Genomic DNA, 21,740 nt, shown 5'->3' on the forward strand with positions numbered 1-21,740 from the left:
TACGAGACAGGGAGGCCCCATGTACACGATGACGGACGAAGAATTCGAGGCGGCGGTGGAAGATGCGCTCGATTCCATACCCGACGCCTTCCTCGAGGCGCTGGACAACGTGATGGTGACGGTTCAGAACGAGCCCAACGCCCGCCAACGCATGTCGTCGGGAAGCGAGGGTCCCGGCGGCGAAATCCTGGGGCTTTACGAAGGCGTGGCGCTCACGCAACGCGGCGAGTGGTACGGCGAGGGTGAAATGCCAGACGTCGTGACCATTTTCAAAGGCCCGCATGAGCGCTGCTTCAACTCGCGCGAACGCATCGTGGAAGAGATTCGCAGGACCGTGGTGCACGAGATAGGCCACCACTTCGGCATGGACGACGCCGCCCTGCGAAAGATTGGGTACTAGAAAGGCCGCCCGATCAGGCGGCCTTATACAAATGATCGGTTGTTGCGCAGCTGCTAGAACTGCACCTTGGGAGCGACTTCGGCGCCGGCGACGGCATCGAAGCTCTGGCGCTCCTTGAAGCCCATCATGCCGGCGACGAGCACCGCGGGGAACGTCTGGATGGCGGTGTTGTACTTCATCACCGTGTCGTTGTAGCTCTGACGCATGTAGCTGATCTTGTCCTCGGTGGCGGAAAGCTCGGTCTGGAGCTGCTGGAAATTGGTGTTGGCCTTGAGATCGGGATAGGCCTCGGCAACGGCGAACAGGCTTTTCAGCGCACCGGTCAGCATGTTGTCGGCCGCCATCTTGTCGCCCGGCGTGCCAGCGTTGGCCACGGCGGAACGCGCGGCGGTCACAGCCTCGAGCGTGCCGCTTTCGTGCGCGGCGTAGCCCTTCACGGTTTCCACCACATTGGGGATGAGATCCAAACGGCGCTGCAACTGCACGTCCACCTGCGCCCAGGCGTTGTCCACCATGTTGCGCAGCTTGACCAGGTTGTTGTAAAGCCCGATGATCGCGACAATCAACACGACCACGATGACGATCAGAACGATGGCCCAGATAGGCATGAGAGAACCTTTCTCTTATCTCAATTAGAACCGCTCCATTATATAGGTAGATAAGCGGCAAAACGCCGGGACTACCAGCTCTTATGCACGGCGCCCAAGTTGGTGCGCGCGCTTGCGGGGGCGTCCAGCACGCGAGCGCCGATAGGGGCAAACGAGCAGCTGCGCGCCCACCAACCCTGCAGCTTTGCGGCCGCCACCAGGGCATACGCTGCATCCATGCTCTCGCACACGGCGAAGCTTGCCGATCCGCTACCGGAAAGCAGCACCTCGGGCTTGCCCGCCGCGTCGTGTTCAACGCCCGGCTGCACCTCCAGCCACGCACGCACATTTGCAAGCTGCGGCAACACCTGTTCGGAGGCGACCGCTAAGTTGTTGAACAGCGGCAAGTCTTCTGCCGACTGCACCGCGCAGGCCGCCTGGGTCTCTTCGGTCGACTCCGGCGTGCCACATTCGTCGAACGCCTTGTACGCCGCCGCGGTGGAGACGCCCGCGTCGGGGCGCACCAGCACCAGTGGCTTGCGCATGGGCGCGAGCTCGTGGTCGAACACGTCTCCCCTACCGGTCATGCACACGCAGCCGCCGTAGAGGAAGAACGGCACATCGGCCCCAAGGCCCGCCGCCACCTTTACCACCTGGTCAGACAGGGCATCGACGCCCCATGCCTGCGCGGCGCCCGCAAGCGCCGCGGCAGCGTCGGACGATCCGCCGCCCAAACCCGCCGCATGGGGAATCGCCTTCAGGATATCCACAGTCACCGACTCATCCGCCGTACGCCCCAGCGCCTGCGCGAGCGCAACAATCGCCTTGTGCGCGATGTTGTCCTCGGAAGCAATCTCGGGCGCCTCGATACCCGGCGCCCCCTGGCAGCGCACCTGCACCGCAAGGCCGGCGCCCGGCGCCGCTTCCTCGAAGCGCATGGTCAGCGTGTCGTGCAGCGAAACCGCATGCAGCACCGAGGTCGCCGCGTGATAGCCGTCCGGCTGCGCAGCGCCGATGCCCAAATGCAGGTTCACCTTGGCGGGGGCGATTACTTTAATGGTCTGGCTCATGGGAGATTCCTTTTCTGGCGTTTTCCGGAGGGTTCTTTTCCGGGGTCCGGGAGGTTCCTTTTTCGTAAGGCCTCGTTCCTGTTGTCTATCTTTTCGACAATCCTGCGTCTGCTTCCGGCGGCGGGTGCCGTGCCGTCAGCGTCGTCGCTCGAAGAACTCGCGCAACACAGTCGCACATTCATCGGCCAAGACGCCGCTTTTCACCTCGAAGCGGTGGTTGAGGCGCCTATCGTCATGAATCGCGTAGAGCGACCCCAGCGCGCCGGCCTTGGGGTCGGCCGCGCCGTACACGCAGCGCCCGACGCGCGCCTGGTGCATAAGGCCCGCGCACATGATGCACGGCTCGAGCGTCACGTACACCGTGCAGTCGGGAAGGCGCCATCGCTCCAGTTCGCGCGCCGCCTGACAGATGGCCAAAAACTCAGCGTGACCTGCAGGGTCGTTATCGCGCTCGCGACGATTGCCCGCCTCGGCGATCGCCTCGCCCTGACACACCACCACGGCGCCGATGGGCACTTCGCCCGCCTCGCCGGCCTCGCGGGCCAACTCAAGCGCACGGTGCATGAAGCGCTCGTCGGCCTCAATCACCTCATCAGCCGACGGCGGGATTCCCGGCAGCATCACAGCCCCCTTCCGACAATGCGCTCAAGCAGGGCACGCACCTCAGAAACGTCGGGCACGCGGTCGTCGCGAATGGATGCCACGAGGCGAATGCGCATAACAGAGGCGACGGCAGATGTGGCGGCCAATATCTCAACCGACAAAGGCTCGTCAGGGAGGAGACGGCATTCGGGGTGGCGCGTGAGGTGCGTCCGAAGCGCGCGGGCAATAGCGGCCTGCATCTCGGCTATGTCTTTATGCCCGCGGAACAACAGCTGAGGGCTTTGCACAAACACATTTTGGCGCAGCTCTTTGACCTGCGGGTCCTCCTGGAGCTCGGCAGTAAGATCAGGCTGCGCGGCCTCCACCACCACATCGATGTAATTCTTCTTGAGATCGGATTCCAGCGCCTCCACCAACTCACCGTCGGAAGGAGTGGGTTCGAACCGCCCGCGCACAGCTGCGTCTTTGGAGGGAAAGTAGTTGAAGAACGTCTTTTTTGACACGCAAGCACGCTCGCACACATCGCCCACGGTAACGTCTTCATACCCTCGATCGAGTACGAGCTCCAGCATGGCACGCTCGATATCGCGCCTGGACTGTGCCTTTTTTCGGCTGCGAAGCCCCTCGTTCGCACCGGCCTCTTCCATGGGAATCCTCCTTGTTGCTTATGGAGGCTTTATTATAGTTCTTCCTCACACCTGGTGGATTTTTACACCGGGTGTACACTTTATATGCAACAAAACGAGGCGTTCTGCCGCTCTTCCATACCGTTGCCTTCCAAACGCTTCCGCGGGTCTGCCCGTCGGGAGCGTTTTTTACCGAGCGAAGCGCATCTGCCGAACGCTTTTCTGCCAAAAGCGGGCCCGGCGGCCGCACCGCCGCGCGGGCAATGCCCACGCCGTTACGCCAAGGTCGTCTTCGTCGAACGATTGACCCATACGAAGGAGGAATAAGTACGTGAAACTTACTCGCAAGCAGTTTCTGATGCTGGCAGTCATGGTGTTCGGCACCTTCGTCGCCATCCTGAACCAAACCGTCGTGACCCCCGCCCTGCCGTCCATCATGGCGGAAACCGGGGTCGACGCGTCTATGGCGCAATGGCTAACCACCGGATTTACCCTGGTCAACGCCATCATGGTGCCTGTGACCGCCTATCTGACCGACCGCTATAAGACGCGCACGCTGTTCGCCATCTCCATGGCGGTGTTCGCCGCGGGCAGCGCGCTTGCCGGCTGGGCGGCCAACTTCCCCATCCTGCTTGTGGGCCGCCTTTTGCAAGCCGCCGGCGCAGGCGTCAGCATGCCGCTGGTCATGACCACCCTGATGCTCACCTTCCCGCCCGAGCGCCGCGGATCGGCCATGGGCATCTTCGGCATCGTAATCGCGTTCGCCCCGGCCGCCGGCCCCAGCGTCGCCGGCGTGGTAATCGACTCCTACGGCTATCACGTGCTGTTCTACGCCATCGCCATCCTTTCGGTGCTGGTGGTTATCGCCAGCGTGGTGTTCATCGACAAGGCTATGGGCGGCTTCAAGCCTGACTCCACGCTGGACAAGCCCTCGGTCATCCTTTCCACGCTGGGCTTCGGCGGACTGCTATATGGCCTTTCGACTATCGGATCCACCGGCGTGAATGTGGCCGACATCGCCATTACGCTTGTGGGCGTGGTCATTCTGGTGCTGTTCTTCCGCCGCCAGCTGAGCATGGACGAACCCATGCTACAGGTGCGCGTGCTGGCCAACCGCAAGTTCCTGATCGGCACCATCATCGGTATGCTGGTGCAGGGCTCGCTGCTGGCGGCGGGCATCCTGATGCCTATCTACCTGCAGTCCTACATGGGCTACTCGGCAACCGTATCGGGCCTGGTCATCCTGCCGGGCGCCGTCATCATGGGCGCCATGGGCCCCATCGCCGGCCGCCTGTTCGACAAGCACGGGCCGCGCGTGCTGAGTCTCATCGGCATGACGCTGCTCACCGCCTCCACGCTGGCGTTCGCGTTCTTGGGCGACGCCACGGGCGTAATCTACCTGACCGTGCTGTACGCGGTGCGTATGTTCTCCATGTCGCTGGTGAACATGCCCATCAACACGTGGGCCATGAATGCGCTGGATAACTCGCTCATCAACCACGGCACCTCGGTGGGCAACACGTTCCGCCAGGTGGCGGGCTCGCTGGGCACGGCCATTCTGGTTTCGGTGTCCACAATGGCCACCAACATGGCGGCGCAAAGCGGCATGGACGGCACGCACGCCGGCATCCTGGGCGTAAACGCGGCGTTCTTCGTGGGCACGCTGCTGTGCCTGATTGGCCTGATCATCACCATCGTGTGCGTGAAGGACAAGCCGGGCGAGGCGGCAGCGGTGGATCCCGACAGCCGCAACCGCAGCACGCTCGAGCGCATCATGCAGCGCGACGTGTACACGCTGCCCGACACCGCGACCGTATGCGACGCCGTGGAGCTGTTCGTGAGCAAGCACATCAGCGCCGCGCCCATCGTGAATTCCGAGGGGCACGCCGTGGGCTTCATCTCCGACGGCGACGTGGCGCGCGTGCTGGCCAAGCGCAAGACCACCTTCACCGACCCGGTGCTGTTCACCCAGCTCACCACCGATGCCGACAACGATGAGTTCGATGACAAGGCGCAGAGCGTCATGGAATCCAACGTGTGCTCCATCGGCGCGCGCGGCGTGATCACCGTGGACGTGCACACCGACCTGCGCGAGGTGTGCCGCATCCTGGGCGAGAACCACCTGAAGAAGATTCCCGTCACCGACGAGGGGCACCTGGTTGGCGTGGTCAACCGCTCCGACATCGCGCATTACACCATGTCGAAGTACCTGGAGGCGCGCAACCAGAGCGAAGAGACAGCACCCGCAAATTAGTAGTTCGTTTGCGCCCGCAGACACCTTGCATGACCCGCAGAGACGCATGCTATAATGCAGCTGACCAGCGAAGCCCGGTATGGGTTTAGTGGCGGGCGGAGCCGGTCTGACGATTAGAGAGCCTGGTTGCCGCCAGGCTCTTTTGTTTCTTCCGACTTCATCTGCTTTTGTGCTTTATATTTCCCCCATAGGCCGAGCAAGAACTCGCCTATGCTGGCTACCGCAGCCAGGGCACTGAGAATTTCGAGAACGATGTTCATGGGACTTCACTCTTTCCAAGAGGATAAGGCTCCGCCCCGCACGCAGACTTCGCTGGTCGCACAATTGTAACGTGGCACTTTAGGCGAAAAAACTATCCGGTGATTAGGGTTATGCGGTTCAAATCCTTTTGGCCCACAATGCAAAACAGGCCCGGGCATCGCCGGACCTGCAAGATTTCCTGTGGCGGAGGAAGTAGGATTTGAACCCACGAGAGCTTTCGCCCTGCTTGTTTTCAAGACAAGTGCCTTCAACCACTCGGCCATTCCTCCGTAAGCCGTATGAGTTTACCACAACAGCATTCGCCCACGCCACGCGATCCTTAAGCAGGAGGCCTCGTTTATCGAAACTGTTGTATCATGCATCCATAATAGCCTCAGCAAAATCCACGGAGGAAAACCCATGGAATTCCGCCACGCCACGCTTGCCGACCTCGACGATGTGATTCGCGTTACCAGCGAAGGGCGGGCGGCGCTTGCCGCGTTCGGCCTCGATCAATGGCAGAACGGGAGCCCCACGCCGGAGCGCCTGCGCGCCGACATAGAGGCGGGGTACACGCGCGTAGTTGCAGCGACCGAAGCAGATGAAGCCATCGACCGTCAAAACGGCCTGCCGCGCATCGCCCCTGGAACCATCGTCGGAACCGTCGCCTTCTGCCCCGATGGAGAGGCAGATTACTCGTGCGTCACTCAGGGCGCATGGCTCTGCGATTCCCCCAACTCCCCTGATGAGGCACGCGCGACGGGAAGGCGCATCGAGTACGTCACCCTTCATCGCCTGGCCACATCCGCACAGGCGGTTCGCCGCGGCGTGGCGAGTCTCATGGTGAAGCGATGCATTGACGACGCGCTCATTCGCGGATTCCGCAGCGTGCGCGCTGATACTCACGAAGGCAACATCCCCATGCAGCGAACCTTCGAGAAACTGGGGATGAAGCGCTGCTGCGAAATCGAAATCAGCAATCCGCTCGAAGCGACCAAAAAGCGCGTCGGTTACGAGATCGTACTGTGGTGATCTGCCCGAATCGCCCATAGATATCTACGCATCACAAATCGCATCGGCTCCCACGATGCGCACTGCGCCCAACGCACATCATAGGTGTTGCGTCTACTCGTCCTCATGGTGTGCGCTGGATGCAGCGCATCGTGCCGCACACGTTGACCCATCTGCGACTCCACTCATCCGATAGCTGCTACAAACTGCACAAATAGTATCTTTTGACGGGGTTCGTGCTAAAAAACTTCGAGAATAGTATGCTTTTGGTAAGCCCCGTGAGACTCATTTCGCCTCTCTTGCACCCTATGCAGCAATCAGATTAATCTGACTCAGTTCCGATAACCTTCTGACCTGGGGATTCGTCGATAGGTGCTTTCGAACCTTTTATCCTCCTGTCTCCCAGCCGGCTTTCAGGGAGTACTATTCTCGCGATTCGTAGCACGAGACGCCCGAAACAATACCATTCGCGGCTTTTTTAGCGGCAGCCTGCCCCCATTGGGCGCATGACGCCCTAGATCGCCCGCCATCGAACCGCGGCGTCCCAGATCCTTCACTATTGAGCGCGTGATGCCCTGAATTCCCCGCCAACCCGCGTATGCTCTTCGGCATCAACCATCCTTGGGCGCGTACGCATCGCATCAACCATCCTTGGGCGCATGCGCTCGCACCAACCGCCATCAATCACATGCCACCCTGCGTCATCCGTCATTAATCGCACGCCGCCTCATGCCGTCTATGAGAGTGGGTACCGTTCGGTATAAAAAACGCCTTATTGGCTAAGATTTTGGGCATCAGGTATAAAAATCACCTTATTGGCTGACTTCCAAGGGGTCGAGTATAAAAACGGCCTTATTTGCGGGGGCGGCAAGCTCATCCGCGAGGGCATCGATGACGCACATGGCGAGATGGCGCAAGAAGAAACCTTCTGACCTGGGGCTTTGCGGTTATCGGCGAAAGAATCCCAGCAAAAGGGTGCGCAAAAGGGCTCTCGAAAGGCGCCTTGAGCCCGAATTCACCACGCAAATAGAGCTGTTTTTCTACCGAACATCGAAAATCTTAGCCAATAAGGCGTTTTTTATACCGGCCGGCACCGAGCCATGCCAGCGTAAAGCGCGAGAAAGCGTCCACGCGCATAGGGTCTAGGGGGGCGGCGCGCATGAGGGTCCATGGGGAGACAGTGCGCATGAGGGGTCAATGGGGGACACGCGCATGAGGGTCAATGGGGCACGCAGTGAAGGAGCCCACACAAAAAGACCCGCTCCGGCGCTTTGAGAGGCATGCCGGAGCGGGGATCAGCAGAAGATGGACGCATCGGTAAAGGGAGGGGATGGGGACCGATGCGCCCGCGAGTTGGTTGTGGTTGCTAGCAGGCCGCGCCAACAGGCAGGCCACGCCAGCTAGTGAACTACTTGCCAGCTGCAGCGTTCTCGCCGGCGATCTTGCCGTACACCATGCACATGCCGGCGGACAGGCCCTTCAGCGAGATGGGGTACTGCACGGCGAAGCGGCCACCCTGCATGCCGCCAGCCACATACAGACCGGGGATGCGCTCGCGATTGGTGTTGTACACGTGGCAGTCGGCGTCAGACTCAAGGCCGCCCAGGTTGCCCAGCGTCAGAGCGCATCCGCACTCAGCCGCATAGAACGGGCCGTTCTCCAGGGCAAACAGGCGCTGCGAGCTCTTGAAGAAATCGGTGTCCTCGCCAGCCTTGCACAGCTCGTTGTAGCGCTCGATGGAAGCCTTGGCGGTCTCCACGTCCATGCCCTCGATCTGGGAGAGCAGCTCCTCGATGGTGTCGGCCTTCAGGCAGCGGCCTTCCTCAACGGCAAGGTCGATGTCCTCGGGAGTGCGCACGTTAATGCGCAGGCCGGAAGCGGTGTACTCGGGCAGAGCCTCTTCCTGATAGAAGCAAGCCACGCCGTGCGCCGCGGGGAAATACTGCAGCTGCTCGGGCCACGAGGAGTCGAAGAACTGGTAGGCCTTGCGCTGGGGCTGCAGCTCCACCTGGTTCTCAAGCTGCTGACCAGGAATGTCCTCATTCATGAAGCGTTCGCCGCGCAGGTTCAGCCACAAATAGCCGTTGTTACCAATAACGCCACGGCCGTCGGCGCCGGCACCGCCGCCCATGTGGTGGATCATCGGGGCATGCCACTGATCGATTGCGGCACCTGCCCACACGCCCATCTTGTAGCCTTCACCGATGTTGGTGTAGTTGCCTTCGTCGTCAAAGTCGATGGAGAGAATCTGGATGCCGTTCTCAACGCACTCGGGGGCGTAAAACTTCATCATGTCCTCGTTGGCCAGATAGTCGCCGCACGCAAGGATAACAGCGGGCGCATTGATCTGAATGTAGCCCTCGGAACCGGTGGCCTGGGCATAGATGCCGGTCACAGCGCCAGAGTCATCGGTGATCAGCTTGACGCCCTTGGTGTGGAAGCGCACGTCGGCACCGGCGTCGATAGCCACCTGCAGGTTGTCCTGCATGACGGTTGCCAGGCTGGAGAAACCGACCGAAGTGGGATAGCAAGGCAGGTCTTCCTTGGTGTAGTCATAGGTCTCAGGCACGGGATACATGTAGGGGAACATGTAGTTGGCCTGGTTCTCCTCAGGAACCTCCTCGTAGCTGCTGTCCTTGACCATGTAGAGGCTGGGGCTGCCCGCCACGAACCAGTCGAGCGCGGCACCGGATTCGTCGTAGTACTTGGAGATGATGCTGTAGCTGGTGTGGTGGCTGCACTCTTCCATATGCATGTTCACGACGGTCTTCTTATCCATGAAGCCGTCGCCGCGGCCCCACTTGGCCTGCGTCTCGCCGCCGAAAATGGCCATGTCGGATGCGGCGCTATTCAGCTGAGCAGAAGGCTCCAGGCACACGACCTTGGCGCCCGCCTCTGCAGCGGCGCGAGCGGCAGGAACGCCGGCGCAGCCCAGACCCACGACTACGACGTCGGCATCAACGGTCTCTTCGATGGCGGATTCGTCGATGGTGGGCGCCTCGCCCAGCCACGGCATGGTGCCGGTGCCGTCGTAGCCAACCGTGGCGCCAGAGGTGGTGACAGCAGCGTCATCGGCGGCGTCGTCGGAGCTGCTCGCAGTGGTGGGCGAGCATGCGCTCAGGCCGGCCATGCCAGCAAGCGCCGCGCCGGCGACGGCAGCGCCAGACAGGAAATTGCGGCGAGTAAGACCCTTGGTTTCTTCGGACATGATTAATCCTCCCTGTTCCCTTTTTGGTTTCAGGATCGCGCGAACCATATGGCTCGCGGTGTCTCGCGCAGCGGTCCGCGGCAAACATCAAACGGCGGCAAGGAGGGGAGTGCCGCCGATGTTCGTGCCGTAATCCGCAACGCATCCCGCGGCTTCCCTCCGCCGCGGCGATGCCCGTATTGTGCGCCGCCCGCCCCACGCGCGCACCAACCGTAAGGGTCGAATTGGGGATGAATAAGATTTGAGGGCTTCTTATGGGGTGACTAACTGCCCGCCAAATTGGGCGTTTTGGGCGCATATGCGCATTTTGCCTGGTAAAAGCATCAACCCTTATGGTCGAATTTGCCCTTTTCCTAGAAGAAAGCCTTTCAACCTTCTCGCCCGCGGATAACGACACCTGAGGTTTGTGCCATAATTCACCGAGGAGGGATTCATGATAGGTTTTCGCACGGTTGATATGGCACCAGCCCAGGCTCGCTACGCGCTTGGGTATGCATGCGTATGCGCGTGGGCGGTCATCTTGCTCATCGCGCCCGTTTTTGGAATCGGCTCACCGGCCGTGCATGCCGCACCCGCCTCAATGCTCCCGGGGCTTATCACCTGTCTGGCGAGCCTCGTCTTCACCAAGCAATTCCCCTCCATCGCAGGACGCACCGGCACGGTGGCGCTCTCCGCATTGCTCATGGCGGGCGGTACGCTGCTGTGCACGTTTCCCGCAACCTCGTCCGTAGCCATTACGCGTTTCGCGGGGCTTGCGCTTTCGGGGCTTTTTGCCATCGTTCTCATCATGGCGTGGTTCGACGTGTTCGCCCGCCTCAAACCGCGCGCCGTCATCGTGCTAGCAGGTTGCACGATTACGCTCTCCGCTCTGATGTGCTGGGGCATCCTGTCGTGCGACTCCACCACCTCGAGCGTGCTTGTGTCGCTATTGCCCATGCTTTCGTTCGTGGTGCTGCCCGCATCGGGCGCAGGCGAGACCATCATCCATGCCGAGCGTGTGCCTTACGACGAAAACCCCAACCCCACCGCCGATCGCAGCGTGGTGGAAATCGTGGCAGCGGCGCTCCCCATTCGCACACTTATTGGGCTGGCCATCACGTTTTTTATCATGAACTTGCTGGGCATGCTTGCTCCGGCGTTCGGCAGCTTTTCGAGCGCTGTGTCGCCCATTTCGCTCCTGGTGCCGTTGGGTGTGACGGCGTTCTTCATCGCCAGCGCATTCGTGGTGCGCAAACGGATTGACCCATCGATTCTCTTTAAAATTCTGATGTTCACATTCGCGGCGCTGGTGCTGTTGCTCACGTTCTCCATCGGCATCAACGCATCGCTCGTGTTCTACGCCTATATCATTGCCGAAGTAGTGATGTGGGCGGTGCTGGCACTGCTGGCCAAAAAGACACCCGTACGACCGCACCATGTGTTTGCCGTGGGGTGGATTGCGGAATGCGCCGGCAGCTCGCTGGGGCAGGTGCTCGCGCCGCTGTTTATCGGACAGCCGCAGGCGTTTTTCGCCGTAGCGCTCATGCTGATTCTTGCGGCGGTCGGCTTCGCGTTTTCTGAAGGCTCGCTCATGCTCGACGTGGGGTTTGAGGACGAGGGAGATGACCAGCCGAAACGTGATAAGGTTGGCGCAAGCACAAGCGAGGCGACCGGAGATGGCGCAGCAGCGCGCATGGCAGGAAGTGCCGGGGATGCTGCCGGAGGCACCCTTGATGCATCCGGTGTCGGCTCCCTACCCGGCATCGGCCCCGCATCCGGCACCAGCTCCGCGTCCAGCACCAACTCCTTGTCCAACGCGGAAGCCGCGGCTGCCGAACCCAGCGCGGCAGCCAACACGGGCTTCTCCCAGAGCGGAATGGGTGCCACGTCCGGTGCAGCGCCCGCATCTGGCACGGCATCCACCGACACCAACGCGGCCGCCACCGCGCCCGATCCCAATGCGCCCAATCCACTGGATGCCTTCGTGGCCGACTACGACATCTCACCGCGAGAGCGTGACGTGCTCGAGCTGTGGCTAGCCGGACGTGGACTCAAATACATCGAGAACACCCTGTTCATCAGTGAGTCCACCGTGAAATCGCACCTGCGCAGCATCTACCGCAAGTGCGATACGCACAATCGCGACGAAATCATCTCGCTCTACGAGAGCAGGCTCTAACAAAACCACTCGGGATGCGCCGCGCGCAGGGCCTTAACCTCGGGTGCGTCGTTCGCGATCTTCTCGAAGCGCATCTCCTGCGCCACATCGGGATGCTTCGCCCTATCGACTGGCTCCAGGAACATCGCCAGCGGGCGCGCCCACAAGCCGCCTTCGCCATACAGCGCGCGATACACCACCAATGGCTCCTCGGTCTCGGAATGGCGCGCCACGCCAAGCACCCAGTACAGATTCCCTTTGAAATGCCTATATGCGCCTAGCTCAATCGCCATGCATACCACCCTTCGAAACAACTCAAGCAATCGTCATCGAAAAGTACAGAATTCTGAAATACTGTACAGAATTTCGTACAAAAGTAAGGTTTTTGGAGTCCTGAATGCAGAATTTCGGAATACTGTACAAAATTCTGTACTTGAGAGTGAGGAATTTCGTGTTTGAATACAGAATTTAAGATGGAAATGCACGCCGCATTCAATTCAAACCACTAGCGTCCACGGAGTATTCGCGGGCCAAGCACCCGTGTGGCTTGAATTACGGTATCAACATTCCTTTCAAGACCCTCTCTGATGAAGTCAATTCTCCCCGGCTTTGTAGCGTATGTGCTTTGCTCAAGAATGCTCACAGCCTCTTCGACAAAACCCTCAAGGTGGGACGCGTCAAACCACTCGAGAGAATCTACGCACGCCAGCGCCTCGGCAACACTATGCGCAAATGGCCTCGGCATAAAAGTCCAATCGCACGCTGCAATCTCGACATCGGTCTTATTAAACCACAGGCTATTGCCCGTATCGAACAACGGTGCCGGGCGCAATTCGAGCGTCACCACGTCGCGAATGAATCCGAAATTCCGCCAGTGCCTGTCAAAATTTGCCAGAATCACATCACATATGATCATTTTGGACATCGCATCTCGAACCGCGTCATCGCGTACACCGAGAGAAGAAGCCGTCCTGCAAAACCGATCATACACGCTTGCCGCGCGAAGACGACCTCCAAGCTGGCGAATCGAAGAAGCCGGAACATACTCCTCGTGGCCATTGAGAAAGTTCTTGCAGCGCGCAGCAGGACCATTCTTCGTTGCGACAACGTCATACGCAGCATAATCTCCGGGCAAAAGAAGCCGTTTGAACAGAGCCGTTGCAACAGCCTCGTTGTACGGACGCTGGTCATCCGCCTTGCAACCTTTAAGCAGGCAGCGATTGCCGACTTCGTCAATGACCCACCTTTTGGGAAGCTCCCCTTCCGATGTGTTGTCGGGCGAGCTCAAGCCCACGCCTGAAAGCCAATCATCCCACGTGTCAGGCGAGGAATCCACGAAGTCGTTTTCGAAATAGTTCACGTCATCCCACCGCAAGGCAGGCGACGCAGCCGGGCGGAGCCAATAGCAATCCGAAAGCGATAGGCCTAGATTCTTCACCGGAAGGTTACTCGAGACGCTAACCCCCAACGATAGCAACTTGGCGTCGAGGCCAGGACGAGAGCTTGGAATAGAACGATGCCGCCACCAGTCATTTAGCTCGCGCTTTTTGGGCGCGCCTCCCGACGTGAGGACGCCGAAAGGCGCACGTGAGGCGTCGAACACACGCCCCATAGAAATCGGATCATCGAGCGCAGTGTCAAAGACTATCTCGCCGACTTCGTACGTCGCGTTCATCAACGTGTACTCGGCTGCTGTCGCGTAAGAAACGGCAGTGGGACGACCCAGACGGCGTGCTTGCGCATAGGCTTGAATAGACTCACCAGAAATACGAATCTTGCCATTGATGGCTGTGGAATCGAGTTGCTTTGAGGCGATGAGCTGCGACACTCTGCCGAGTGACACTCCTAATGCTTGTGCCGCTTTTTTCTCGCTGAACTCGTATTTCTTCATGTTTAGTATTTCTTTCATTTAAAATATCATTCAAATGAAAATAATTCTAAACATGTAGGCCGGCCATTTCAAGCGAAACCAGAAATACAGCTCTGAAGTCTCATTGGGGTCGTCCTCCTTCATGACGACCCGTTTTGGCATTTGAAGCACACCATGGTCCAATAGGATTTATCCCAAAGTACAAAGCGAGGCAAAGCAAAAACACGCTGAGCCGAGAGAGGATTCCCGGCCCAGCGTATCGCAATAGACTCATATATGTGATGCGCCCGACGGCATCAGGGCGCCATTTACGTCAGACGCAACGCGACGGGCAAAGGTGCGCTCTACAGCGTACGCAAGGCGTCAACCAGGGCGGTCTTGCTCTCGGTCTTGGCGTCCTTCATCTTGATGACCTTCGCGGGAACGCCTGCCACCACAGCACCGGCGGGGACGTCGTTCACCACCACGGCGCCGGCGGCCACCACGGCGCCCTCGCCCACGCGGATACCCTCGAGCACCACGGCGTTGGCGCCCATCATCACGTTGTCCTCGATCACGACGGGCGTAGCGCTTGCGGGCTCAACCACGCCGGCCAGCACGCTGCCAGCACCGATGTGGCAATGCTTGCCCACGATGGCGCGGCCGCCCAGCACCACGTTCATGTCGATCATGGTGCCTTCGCCCACCACAGCGCCGATATTGATGACGGCACCCATCATGATGACCGCGTTGTCGCCAATCTCCACCTGGTCGCGGATGATGGCGCCGGGTTCGATGCGCGCGTTGATGTTCTTCTTGTCCAGCAGCGGCACAGCGGAATTGCGGCAATCGTTTTCGACCTCGTAGCACTTGATCGAGCTGGCGTTTTCCTCAAGCACGGGCGCAAGATCGGCCCAGTCGCCGAACACCACTCGACCCTTGGGGCCGCCGAACACCTTGACCTCGCCCTTCTTGGCATGGGCGGCGTAATCGATCTTCGCACCCTTCTTTTCGCGCACGTACAGCTTGACCGGCGTCTTCTTGGGCGACGTGGCGATAAAATTGATGATTTCCTCTGCGTTCATGAACGTTTTCCTCCTTAATCGGCCTGCTTTCGGCAGGTGATACTCGAGATTTCAAAAAACTGCGCAAAAATTTGCGGTTTTCTACCGTTGGCAGAGAAAATGGCGACGGGTCGAGATGACCTTGGGGCCGTTTGCCCGTTTTAAGAGCGGTTGGACGCGCTTCTTGACTGCGCGCTCACAGTCTAACGGTAGAAAACCGCAAATTATTTACCCAAATCCAAATTGTGCCATATATACCCACGCAGTTCGAGCGTATTCGCTCTAGCAAGCCGCTGGATTGCACGCAGTTTGCCGGAGGATCGCCTGCACGAGCCCGTGAACGCAACCCTCCGGCAATGACTTATTCAAACATCAGCTGGTCAAACGTATAGAATCCCGGCTTCTTGCCCACGAGTTTCTTGGCGGCGGCGTGCGCGCCGGTCGCGAAAATGCGACGGCTGGTGGTGCGATGCGACAGCGTGACCTCTTCGTCCTGGCCGAAGAAATGCACGTCATGCACGCCAGCCACCGTGCCGCCGCGCAAGGCATGCATGCCAATCTGCTTCGCGGGACGCACTCCCGTAAAGCCCTCGCGGCCATATGCGACTTCGCACTCGCCCTCAGGATCGACGGCTTTGAGCAGCAAGTTTGCCGTTCCGCTGGGGGCGTCCACCTTCTGATTGTGGTGCGTCTCTACGATTTCGATGTCCCAACCGTCGAGCGCCTGCGCGGCCTCGGCGGCGAGGCGCTTGAGCACCGCCACACCCAACGAATAGTTGGCGGCATGAATGACCGGCGCGAACTCGCCCAGCGCGCGCAAACGCGCCATCTCGTCGTCATCGTAGCCGGTGGTACCGCTGACCAGCGCCGCGTGCGTACGCTTCACATACGCCTCCACCTGCTCAAACATAGATTTATGAGAAAAATCGATGGCAACAGCCGCAGCGGGCGCTGCCTCCAGCAAATCCTCGCGATTGTCGGAGTTGATGACCCCCGCAAGCTCCATATCAAGATCGGCCTCAACCAGCTCGCGGATGATGGTGCCCATGCGGCCGTCGCCAATTACCAGTACATTTATCAAAACTCATCCCTCACATTCTTGGAAACACGCGGAGCAGACACGGGGTTCGCGGCGCCTCGTGACGGGAGCACGCGGGTCGTGACGGGCGCCTTGCGCATGGCACGCGAAGCAAGCGCACCGCTGCCGCGTCGCCCGACACCATGCCGCACCGCATCGCACACGTGCGTGGCAGCCAGAGCGGCTGCATGCCCTTACGCGGGTGACAGCTGACGCGATGCGCCGTGCGCGGCGGGCGCCTTGCACATGCCGCGCCTCTTACTTCAAAATCAGCCCGAGTTCGCGCATGGCCTCGGCTACCTGCGCACGGCCGGCATCGGAAATGGGACCCAGCGGCTGGCGGTACACAGCCTCGCCAAAGCCCATCATCTCGAGCGCCGCCTTCACGGGAATCGGGTTGACCTCGCAGAACAGCGAATTGATGAACTTCAGGCACTTGAGCTGCGTATACAGCGCTCGATCGGTGTCGCCGTCGATGAACGCCTGGCACATCTCGTGCACCTCGGCCGGCATCACGTTGGCCCACACGCTGATCACGCCGCGCGCGCCCAGCGCCATCATGGGCACCACGATGTCATCGTTGCCCGAGAACATCACGAAGTCATCGGACAGGTGCCGTGCGATCTTGGCGGCGTACGAAATGTTGCCCGACGCCTCCTTGATGCCGAACGCGTTGGGGTGCGACGCCAGACGAATCACGTTGTTCTCGCTGATGGAGCAGCCGGTGCGGCCAGGCACGTTGTACAGGATGCATGGGATGTCCACCGCGTCGAGCACCGTCTTGAAATGCTGATAGATGCCCTCTTCGTTGCTCTTGTTGTAGTAGGGCGTAATCAGCAGCAGGCCGTCGGCGCCAAGCTTCTGGAAGCTCAGCGACTTCTCCAGCATGGTCTCGGTGGAGTTGGAGCCGCTGCCCGCGATCACCGGCACGCGCCCCACCACGCGTTGCACGGCGAACTCGCACACCGCGTCGTCTTCCTCGTGCGACATGGTGGACGACTCGCCCGTGGTGCCCAGCACCAGAATGGCATCGGTGCCGTTTTCCAGGTGGAAATCAATCAGACGGCCCAGCGCGTCAAAATCGACGCTGCCGTCCTTCGCGAACGGCGTCACCAGCGCGACGACGGAACCCTGCAGATCCTTCATGTTTGCCATAGCAACCTCCTTCAGGTTGGATTAGTGACGCTTGGCCAAATCGGCGTATTCGGGGAAACAATCAAGCGTTGTGAAGTAATCCGCCGGCGTTTCGGCGCGACGGATGAGCTGGGCCGTTCCGTTCTCGCGCAGCAGCACCTCGGCGCTGCGGAGCTTGCCGTTGTAGTTGTAGCCCATGGAGTGCCCGTGCGCGCCCGTGTCGTGGATGACCAGCAGATCGCCCATATCGATGCGGGGCAGCGCGCGGTCAATGGCGAACTTGTCGTTGTTCTCGCACAGGCCGCCCACCACGTCGTAGGTGTGGTCGCAGGGCCAATCCTCCTTGCCCGCCACCGTGATGTGGTGATACGCGCCGTAGATGGCCGGGCGCATCAGGTTGGCCGCGCATGCGTCCACGCCGATGTACTCCTTGTAGATATGCTTCTCGTGAATGGCGCGCGTGACCAGGCAGCCGTAAGGGCCCATCATGAAGCGGCCGAGCTCGGTGTAAATGGCCACGTCACCCATGCCGGCGGGCACCAGCACCTCCTCGTACACGCGGCGCACACCCTCGCCGATCACGCGGATGTCGTTGGGTTCCTGCTCGGGCGAGTAAGGAATGCCCACGCCGCCCGAGAGGTTGATGAAGCTAATGTGCGCGCCCGTTTCCTCCTGCAGGCGAACGGCCAGGTTGAACAGCACCTTTGCCAGCTCGGGGTAGTAGTCGTTGGTCACGGTGTTGCTGCAGAGGAAGGCGTGAATGCCAAAATTCTTGGCGCCCTTGGATTTGAGGATGCGGAACGCCTCGAACAGCTGCTCGGTGGTCATGCCGTATTTGGCATCGCCGGGGTTATCCATGATGCCGTTGCTGATCTTGAACAGACCGCCCGGATTGTAGCGGCAGCTGATGGTTTCAGGGATGTGCCCGATGGTCTGCTCGAGGAAATCGATGTGCGTGATGTCATCCAGGTTGATGATGGCGCCCAGCTCATCGGCCAGCGCGTAGTCGGTCGCTGGGGTCTCGTTGGACGAAAACATCAGGTCATGGCCGTGTGCGCCGCACGCGTCGGCCAGCATGAGCTCCACGCCGGTGGCGCAGTCGCAGCCGCAACCATACTCGCGAAGGATGTTGATGAGGAACGGGTTGGGTGTTGCCTTGACGGCAAAATACTCGCGGAACCCAGGATTCCATGCGAACGCATCACGCATGGCCTCCATGTTGCGGCGAATACCGGCCTCATCATAGAGGTGGAACGGCGTAGGAAACTGGGCCGCGATGGCCTCCATCTGCTCTTTTGTGGCGAAGGGCTTCTTCTCCATAGGTGTGCGCATCTCTCTTTCTCTTGCTGTGCGGCGGCTGGCGATGTTTATAGGCGGCTGTAGCATCTACTATCCCGTCATTTTGACGTTAAAATCTGCCCTTATCGCGATTTTTAGCGCCAAAATGACGGGATTTGCCTCGCGCCGCGCTGCCGCACAAAACAAAAAAGCCAGCAAGGCGGCTGCCCTGCTGGCGAATGTCACGCGCGACCCGCCGCAGACGAGCCTTCAGCAAGATAGCGCACCTGCGTAATGCCGCAGACAGTCCTGCAGGTGTTTCCCACAGGCCCACCCGGAACGCCGCGCCCGGCGCCCGAATTCGGCGAGCTCGCCCCGCCCTGGCATCGTAGCCTGCCGGCTCCGCCAAGGGTCATCTCGCTCGCGCCTCTATCGTCGTTCGAAAGTACCGCTTGAGCGCGATGGAGTCAACAATGAAACGGCAGGCTGCATGAAAAGTAACCTGTTTGCAATATGACGCATAAGAATGCAGGGTGAGCTCTCATAAATATGGGATGTGTTGGTTGTGGCCCAACGGGCTGCCCAAAACCACTGTTAGAATCAAATTGCCAGCGAAGTCCGAGTTGCGGGCGGCGCTTCTTGAGAGAGGAGTGTTCGCCTATGAACTTGTTTCTTGAAATCCTGAACTGCCTCGCCTCAGTGGCGACCGTAGCTACACTTGCTCTTGAGCTTGCCGAGCTATGGCGGGACCATAAGCAACAACAAACGGATGACGAAGGGAGATAGCGGAAAGCCCGGCGGCAACCGGGCTTCCTAAATCGTTGACCTGCGCCGCCCGTAACATTGTAAGACCCACACGGGCTTCGCTGGCAACATCAGTATACCATGCGCTTGCAAACCGAATAGCGCAGTCGATAAAGAAATGTATAATGCGCAGGACTCATTTTTTACAGGATGACCTGCCGAAAAAGTACGAAATCACACCCGAAGGACGCCCATGGACGTAATGCAGACGAAGCAGCCGAAATACCCCGCCATCCCCGTCGACCCGGCCGATGCCACCGCAAGCATTGAGATTCCGGTGCTGCAGATGTTCCGCCGCAACCTGCATCGCATCCCCGAGCTGGACTTTGACCTGCCCGAAACCATCGAGTACGTAACCTCGCGCCTGGATAGCGTGCGCATGTCCATCGACGAGCGCTTCGGGCCGGGGTTCTGCCGCGTGTTCTCGCCCTGCGAAGGCTCCGTGTGCGCGTTCTTCGACCGCGGGTCCGAGCACACCACCGCCATCCGCGCCGATATGGACGCGCTCCCGGTGACCGAGCGCACCGGCGCCCGCTACGCCTCGCAGCACGAAGGCCGCATGCACGCGTGCGGGCACGACGGCCACATGGCCATGGTGCTCATGCTCGCGCAATGGATTTCGGCATATTATGACCAGCTGCCGCGCAATGTACTGCTGGTGTTCCAACCTGCGGAGGAAACCACGGGCGGCGCCAACAACATCTGCAAGTCGGGCGTGTTCGAGGACTACCGCGTGGACCGCATCTTCGGGTTCCACCTGTGGCCCGACCTGCCCGCCGGCCAGATCGCCAGCCGCCCCGGCGCGCTGCTCGCCGCCGGCAACGAGACCCTGGTCACGTTCCACGGCAAGAGCTCGCACATCGCCAAGGCGGCCGAAGGGGCCGACGCAATGGAGGCGTGCGCGCGCTTTTACCTGGACGCATACGATTACATGGCGCAGCGCCAGAAGGAAGAGCCGTGCCTGCTGAAGTTCGGCCGCATGGAGGCGGGTACCGTGTGCAACGCCATCGCCGCCACGGCGTACATCCATGGCAGCCTGCGCACGTTCAGCGTCGAGATGGGTGAGCGGTGCCGCCGTGAACTGGCCGAACTCGCGCAACGCCGCGCCGCCGAGGCGGGATGCACCGTCGATGTGCATTTTGCCGACGGGTATCCGCCCGTGGTGAACGATGCGGAACTGTACGCGATGGCCGCCGACGCGCTCGCGAAAGCCGACGTCCAACGCGCGAAGGAACTGCAAACCGAAGAAGCTGCCATGCGTAGGAATGCCGAAATCGCCCAAAAGGGGCTCGACCAGAAGGCCAACTCTGGCGACTCGCTTGGCGAAATGGACGCCCTGGATGCCGCGCACCTCGCCTACATGGCCCAGGCCGCCAAGTCGCCCGACGGCATGGTGCCCGCCCCCGCGCTTGCCCCCGTCGAGCTGCCCGAGCCGCTGCTGATCGCCGAGGATTTCGCGTTCTACCAGCGCCATCTGCCCGGCGTGTTCATGCTGCTGGGCACCGGCACGGGCATCCCCCTGCACGCCGACACGTTCGATTTCAACGAGAGCGTGCTGCTGCAGGGCCTGACCGCTTACAAGGCCCTCGTGATGATGGAATAGGGCTCCAGCCAAATACTCATAGAAGCAAACCTTGGTAACTCAATCAGCTAACTGGTTGAGTTACTGTCTATTTCGGCCTGATTTCTGGTTGTGTTACTGTCATTTTGAGGCAGTTTTACGGTTGTGTTAGTGTCACACGGCGTTGGCCGGCCACCAAATTCATTCATATACAAAACGAGCCCCGAGGGATTCCTCAGGGCTCGTTGCATTTAGCGTGGGGCGCTAGCCGATGATGGCGGCAAGCTCCTCGCGCGAGGCGAAGGGCTTGGTGGTGCCGGTAGCAACCTCGACCACTTCGCCCTCCCAGGTTTCCTGGGACTCAGGCTGGCCCTCAGCGGCGGGCTGGGCATCGCCCTGCGCCCCCGTCTGCGAGCCGGCCTCTGCGGGCTTGAACGTGTCGGTGCGCACGACCCACTTGTACTCGATGGGGTTGTTCGCATCCTTCAGATCGGGCTCGTTGGCCTTGGAGAAGCCGTACTCCAGGTTGGCGAGCGCGCCTGCGATGGAGGCGGTGGCGGTGGCGCCGGGAGCCACGGAACGCAGCCCCGTCTCGCTGTTGTAGAACTGGCCATCGGACACGAACATGGTGCGGATCTGGTGCTGGCGCTTCTGCTCGGTTTTCACCACAGCAATCACGCCAATCACGATGACCGCCCACCAGACGATGCTCACGATGAGGTCCAGCGGCTGGTCCACCTGGTTAAAGCCCAGCCAGTACCACAGCCAGAGCAGGAAGGCGGAAACGGCTGCCAGGACAACGGTAAGAACAACGTTGATCTTCTTCATCCTAATCC

General features: G+C 60.3%; 19 protein-coding genes, 1 tRNA gene and 1 riboswitch. Of the genes, 6 read left to right on the top strand and 14 right to left on the bottom strand.

The features are described from left to right. The first annotated feature begins 19 nt into the window (after window positions 1–19). Complete coding sequence (locus Q0J60_RS02695; RefSeq protein WP_294438694.1) at window positions 20–400, top strand: metallopeptidase family protein; 381 nt, start codon at window positions 20–22, stop codon at window positions 398–400. Window positions 401–453: 53 nt separating this feature from the next. On the opposite strand, the gene Q0J60_RS02700 is transcribed toward Q0J60_RS02695, so the two are convergent. From Q0J60_RS02700 to Q0J60_RS02715, 4 genes are all read right to left on the bottom strand, one after another. After that, window positions 454–1,008 carry a LemA family protein gene (locus Q0J60_RS02700; protein WP_294438695.1) on the bottom strand — a complete coding sequence of 185 codons (555 nt, stop codon included), beginning with the start codon at window positions 1,006–1,008 and terminating at the stop codon, window positions 454–456. Window positions 1,009–1,079: 71 nt separating this feature from the next. After that, window positions 1,080–2,057 (bottom strand): 4-(cytidine 5'-diphospho)-2-C-methyl-D-erythritol kinase, encoded by a 978-nt coding sequence (ispE, locus tag Q0J60_RS02705; RefSeq protein WP_294438696.1) that lies wholly within the window; start codon window positions 2,055–2,057, stop codon window positions 1,080–1,082. Window positions 2,058–2,192: 135 nt separating this feature from the next. After that, window positions 2,193–2,642, bottom strand: coding sequence for a tRNA adenosine(34) deaminase TadA (gene tadA, locus Q0J60_RS02710; protein ID WP_367178768.1), 450 nt, complete (start codon window positions 2,640–2,642; stop codon window positions 2,193–2,195). Between the two features lie 35 nt (window positions 2,643–2,677). After that, window positions 2,678–3,307 (bottom strand): TetR family transcriptional regulator, encoded by a 630-nt coding sequence (locus Q0J60_RS02715; RefSeq protein WP_294438698.1) that lies wholly within the window; start codon window positions 3,305–3,307, stop codon window positions 2,678–2,680. A gap of 310 nt (window positions 3,308–3,617) precedes the next feature. On the opposite strand from Q0J60_RS02715, the gene Q0J60_RS02720 reads away from it, so the two are divergent. Then, window positions 3,618–5,540, top strand: a complete 1,923-nt coding sequence (locus Q0J60_RS02720) for an MDR family MFS transporter (protein ID WP_294438699.1) — start codon at window positions 3,618–3,620, stop codon at window positions 5,538–5,540. Between the two features lie 113 nt (window positions 5,541–5,653). On the opposite strand, the gene Q0J60_RS02725 is transcribed toward Q0J60_RS02720, so the two are convergent. Together Q0J60_RS02725 and Q0J60_RS02730 are read right to left on the bottom strand one after the other, a co-directional pair. After that, a complete protein-coding gene (locus Q0J60_RS02725; protein WP_294438700.1) occupies window positions 5,654–5,800 on the bottom strand; it encodes a hypothetical protein in 147 nt (48 codons plus the stop codon). 182 nt (window positions 5,801–5,982) lie between these two features. Then, window positions 5,983–6,070 (bottom strand) — tRNA-Ser (locus tag Q0J60_RS02730). Between the two features lie 130 nt (window positions 6,071–6,200). On the opposite strand from Q0J60_RS02730, the gene Q0J60_RS02735 reads away from it, so the two are divergent. After that, window positions 6,201–6,812, top strand: a complete 612-nt coding sequence (locus Q0J60_RS02735) for a GNAT family N-acetyltransferase (protein WP_294438701.1) — start codon at window positions 6,201–6,203, stop codon at window positions 6,810–6,812. 1,387 nt (window positions 6,813–8,199) lie between these two features. Here the strand turns inward: Q0J60_RS02735 and Q0J60_RS02740 are convergent. Beyond that, window positions 8,200–9,999, bottom strand: coding sequence for an FAD-binding protein (locus tag Q0J60_RS02740; RefSeq protein ID WP_294438702.1), 1,800 nt, complete (start codon window positions 9,997–9,999; stop codon window positions 8,200–8,202). A gap of 433 nt (window positions 10,000–10,432) precedes the next feature. On the opposite strand from Q0J60_RS02740, the gene Q0J60_RS02745 reads away from it, so the two are divergent. Then, on the top strand, window positions 10,433–12,157 hold the full coding sequence (locus Q0J60_RS02745) for a response regulator transcription factor (RefSeq protein ID WP_294438703.1): 1,725 nt from the start codon (window positions 10,433–10,435) through the stop codon (window positions 12,155–12,157). Here Q0J60_RS02745 and Q0J60_RS02750 read toward each other — a convergent pair. The 6 genes from Q0J60_RS02750 to Q0J60_RS02775 all read right to left on the bottom strand — a co-directional run bounded on the left by Q0J60_RS02750 (window position 12,154) and on the right by Q0J60_RS02775 (window position 18,581). Continuing rightward, a complete protein-coding gene (locus tag Q0J60_RS02750; RefSeq protein WP_294438704.1) occupies window positions 12,154–12,429 on the bottom strand; it encodes a DUF1653 domain-containing protein in 276 nt (91 codons plus the stop codon). The genes Q0J60_RS02745 and Q0J60_RS02750 overlap by 4 nt on opposite strands. A 212-nt stretch (window positions 12,430–12,641) precedes the next feature. Then, complete coding sequence (locus Q0J60_RS02755) at window positions 12,642–14,027, bottom strand: helix-turn-helix domain-containing protein (protein WP_294438705.1); 1,386 nt, start codon at window positions 14,025–14,027, stop codon at window positions 12,642–12,644. A gap of 323 nt (window positions 14,028–14,350) precedes the next feature. Continuing rightward, window positions 14,351–15,070: a 2,3,4,5-tetrahydropyridine-2,6-dicarboxylate N-acetyltransferase gene (gene dapD / locus Q0J60_RS02760; RefSeq protein ID WP_294438706.1), complete on the bottom strand. Its 720-nt coding sequence runs from the start codon at window positions 15,068–15,070 to the stop codon at window positions 14,351–14,353. A gap of 340 nt (window positions 15,071–15,410) precedes the next feature. Further along, window positions 15,411–16,130: a 4-hydroxy-tetrahydrodipicolinate reductase gene (gene dapB, locus Q0J60_RS02765; RefSeq protein WP_294438707.1), complete on the bottom strand. Its 720-nt coding sequence runs from the start codon at window positions 16,128–16,130 to the stop codon at window positions 15,411–15,413. A gap of 255 nt (window positions 16,131–16,385) precedes the next feature. After that, window positions 16,386–17,273, bottom strand: coding sequence for a 4-hydroxy-tetrahydrodipicolinate synthase (gene dapA, locus Q0J60_RS02770; RefSeq protein ID WP_367178769.1), 888 nt, complete (start codon window positions 17,271–17,273; stop codon window positions 16,386–16,388). A 30-nt stretch (window positions 17,274–17,303) separates the two neighbouring features. Then, on the bottom strand, window positions 17,304–18,581 hold the full coding sequence (locus tag Q0J60_RS02775) for a diaminopimelate decarboxylase (RefSeq protein WP_294438709.1): 1,278 nt from the start codon (window positions 18,579–18,581) through the stop codon (window positions 17,304–17,306). On the opposite strand from Q0J60_RS02775, the gene Q0J60_RS02780 reads away from it, so the two are divergent. Together Q0J60_RS02780 and Q0J60_RS02785 are read left to right on the top strand one after the other, a co-directional pair. After that, window positions 18,559–18,834: a hypothetical protein gene (locus Q0J60_RS02780; protein WP_294438710.1), complete on the top strand. Its 276-nt coding sequence runs from the start codon at window positions 18,559–18,561 to the stop codon at window positions 18,832–18,834. The two genes, Q0J60_RS02775 and Q0J60_RS02780, sit on opposite strands and share 23 nt — an antisense overlap. Then, window positions 18,811–18,979: riboswitch (Lysine riboswitch) on the bottom strand. Its footprint overlaps the gene before it by 24 nt. Before the next feature lie 557 nt (window positions 18,980–19,536). Next, a complete protein-coding gene (locus Q0J60_RS02785; RefSeq protein ID WP_294438711.1) occupies window positions 19,537–20,946 on the top strand; it encodes an amidohydrolase in 1,410 nt (469 codons plus the stop codon). Window positions 20,947–21,168: 222 nt separating this feature from the next. Here the strand turns inward: Q0J60_RS02785 and Q0J60_RS02790 are convergent, their stop codons facing one another. After that, window positions 21,169–21,732: a hypothetical protein gene (locus tag Q0J60_RS02790; protein ID WP_294438712.1), complete on the bottom strand. Its 564-nt coding sequence runs from the start codon at window positions 21,730–21,732 to the stop codon at window positions 21,169–21,171. Between the last annotated feature and the right edge of the window lie 8 nt (window positions 21,733–21,740).

Origin of the sequence: uncultured Slackia sp., from assembly GCF_944321625.1 — a bacterium.
In the GTDB taxonomy this organism is placed as follows: Bacteria; Actinomycetota; Coriobacteriia; order Coriobacteriales; family Eggerthellaceae; genus Slackia.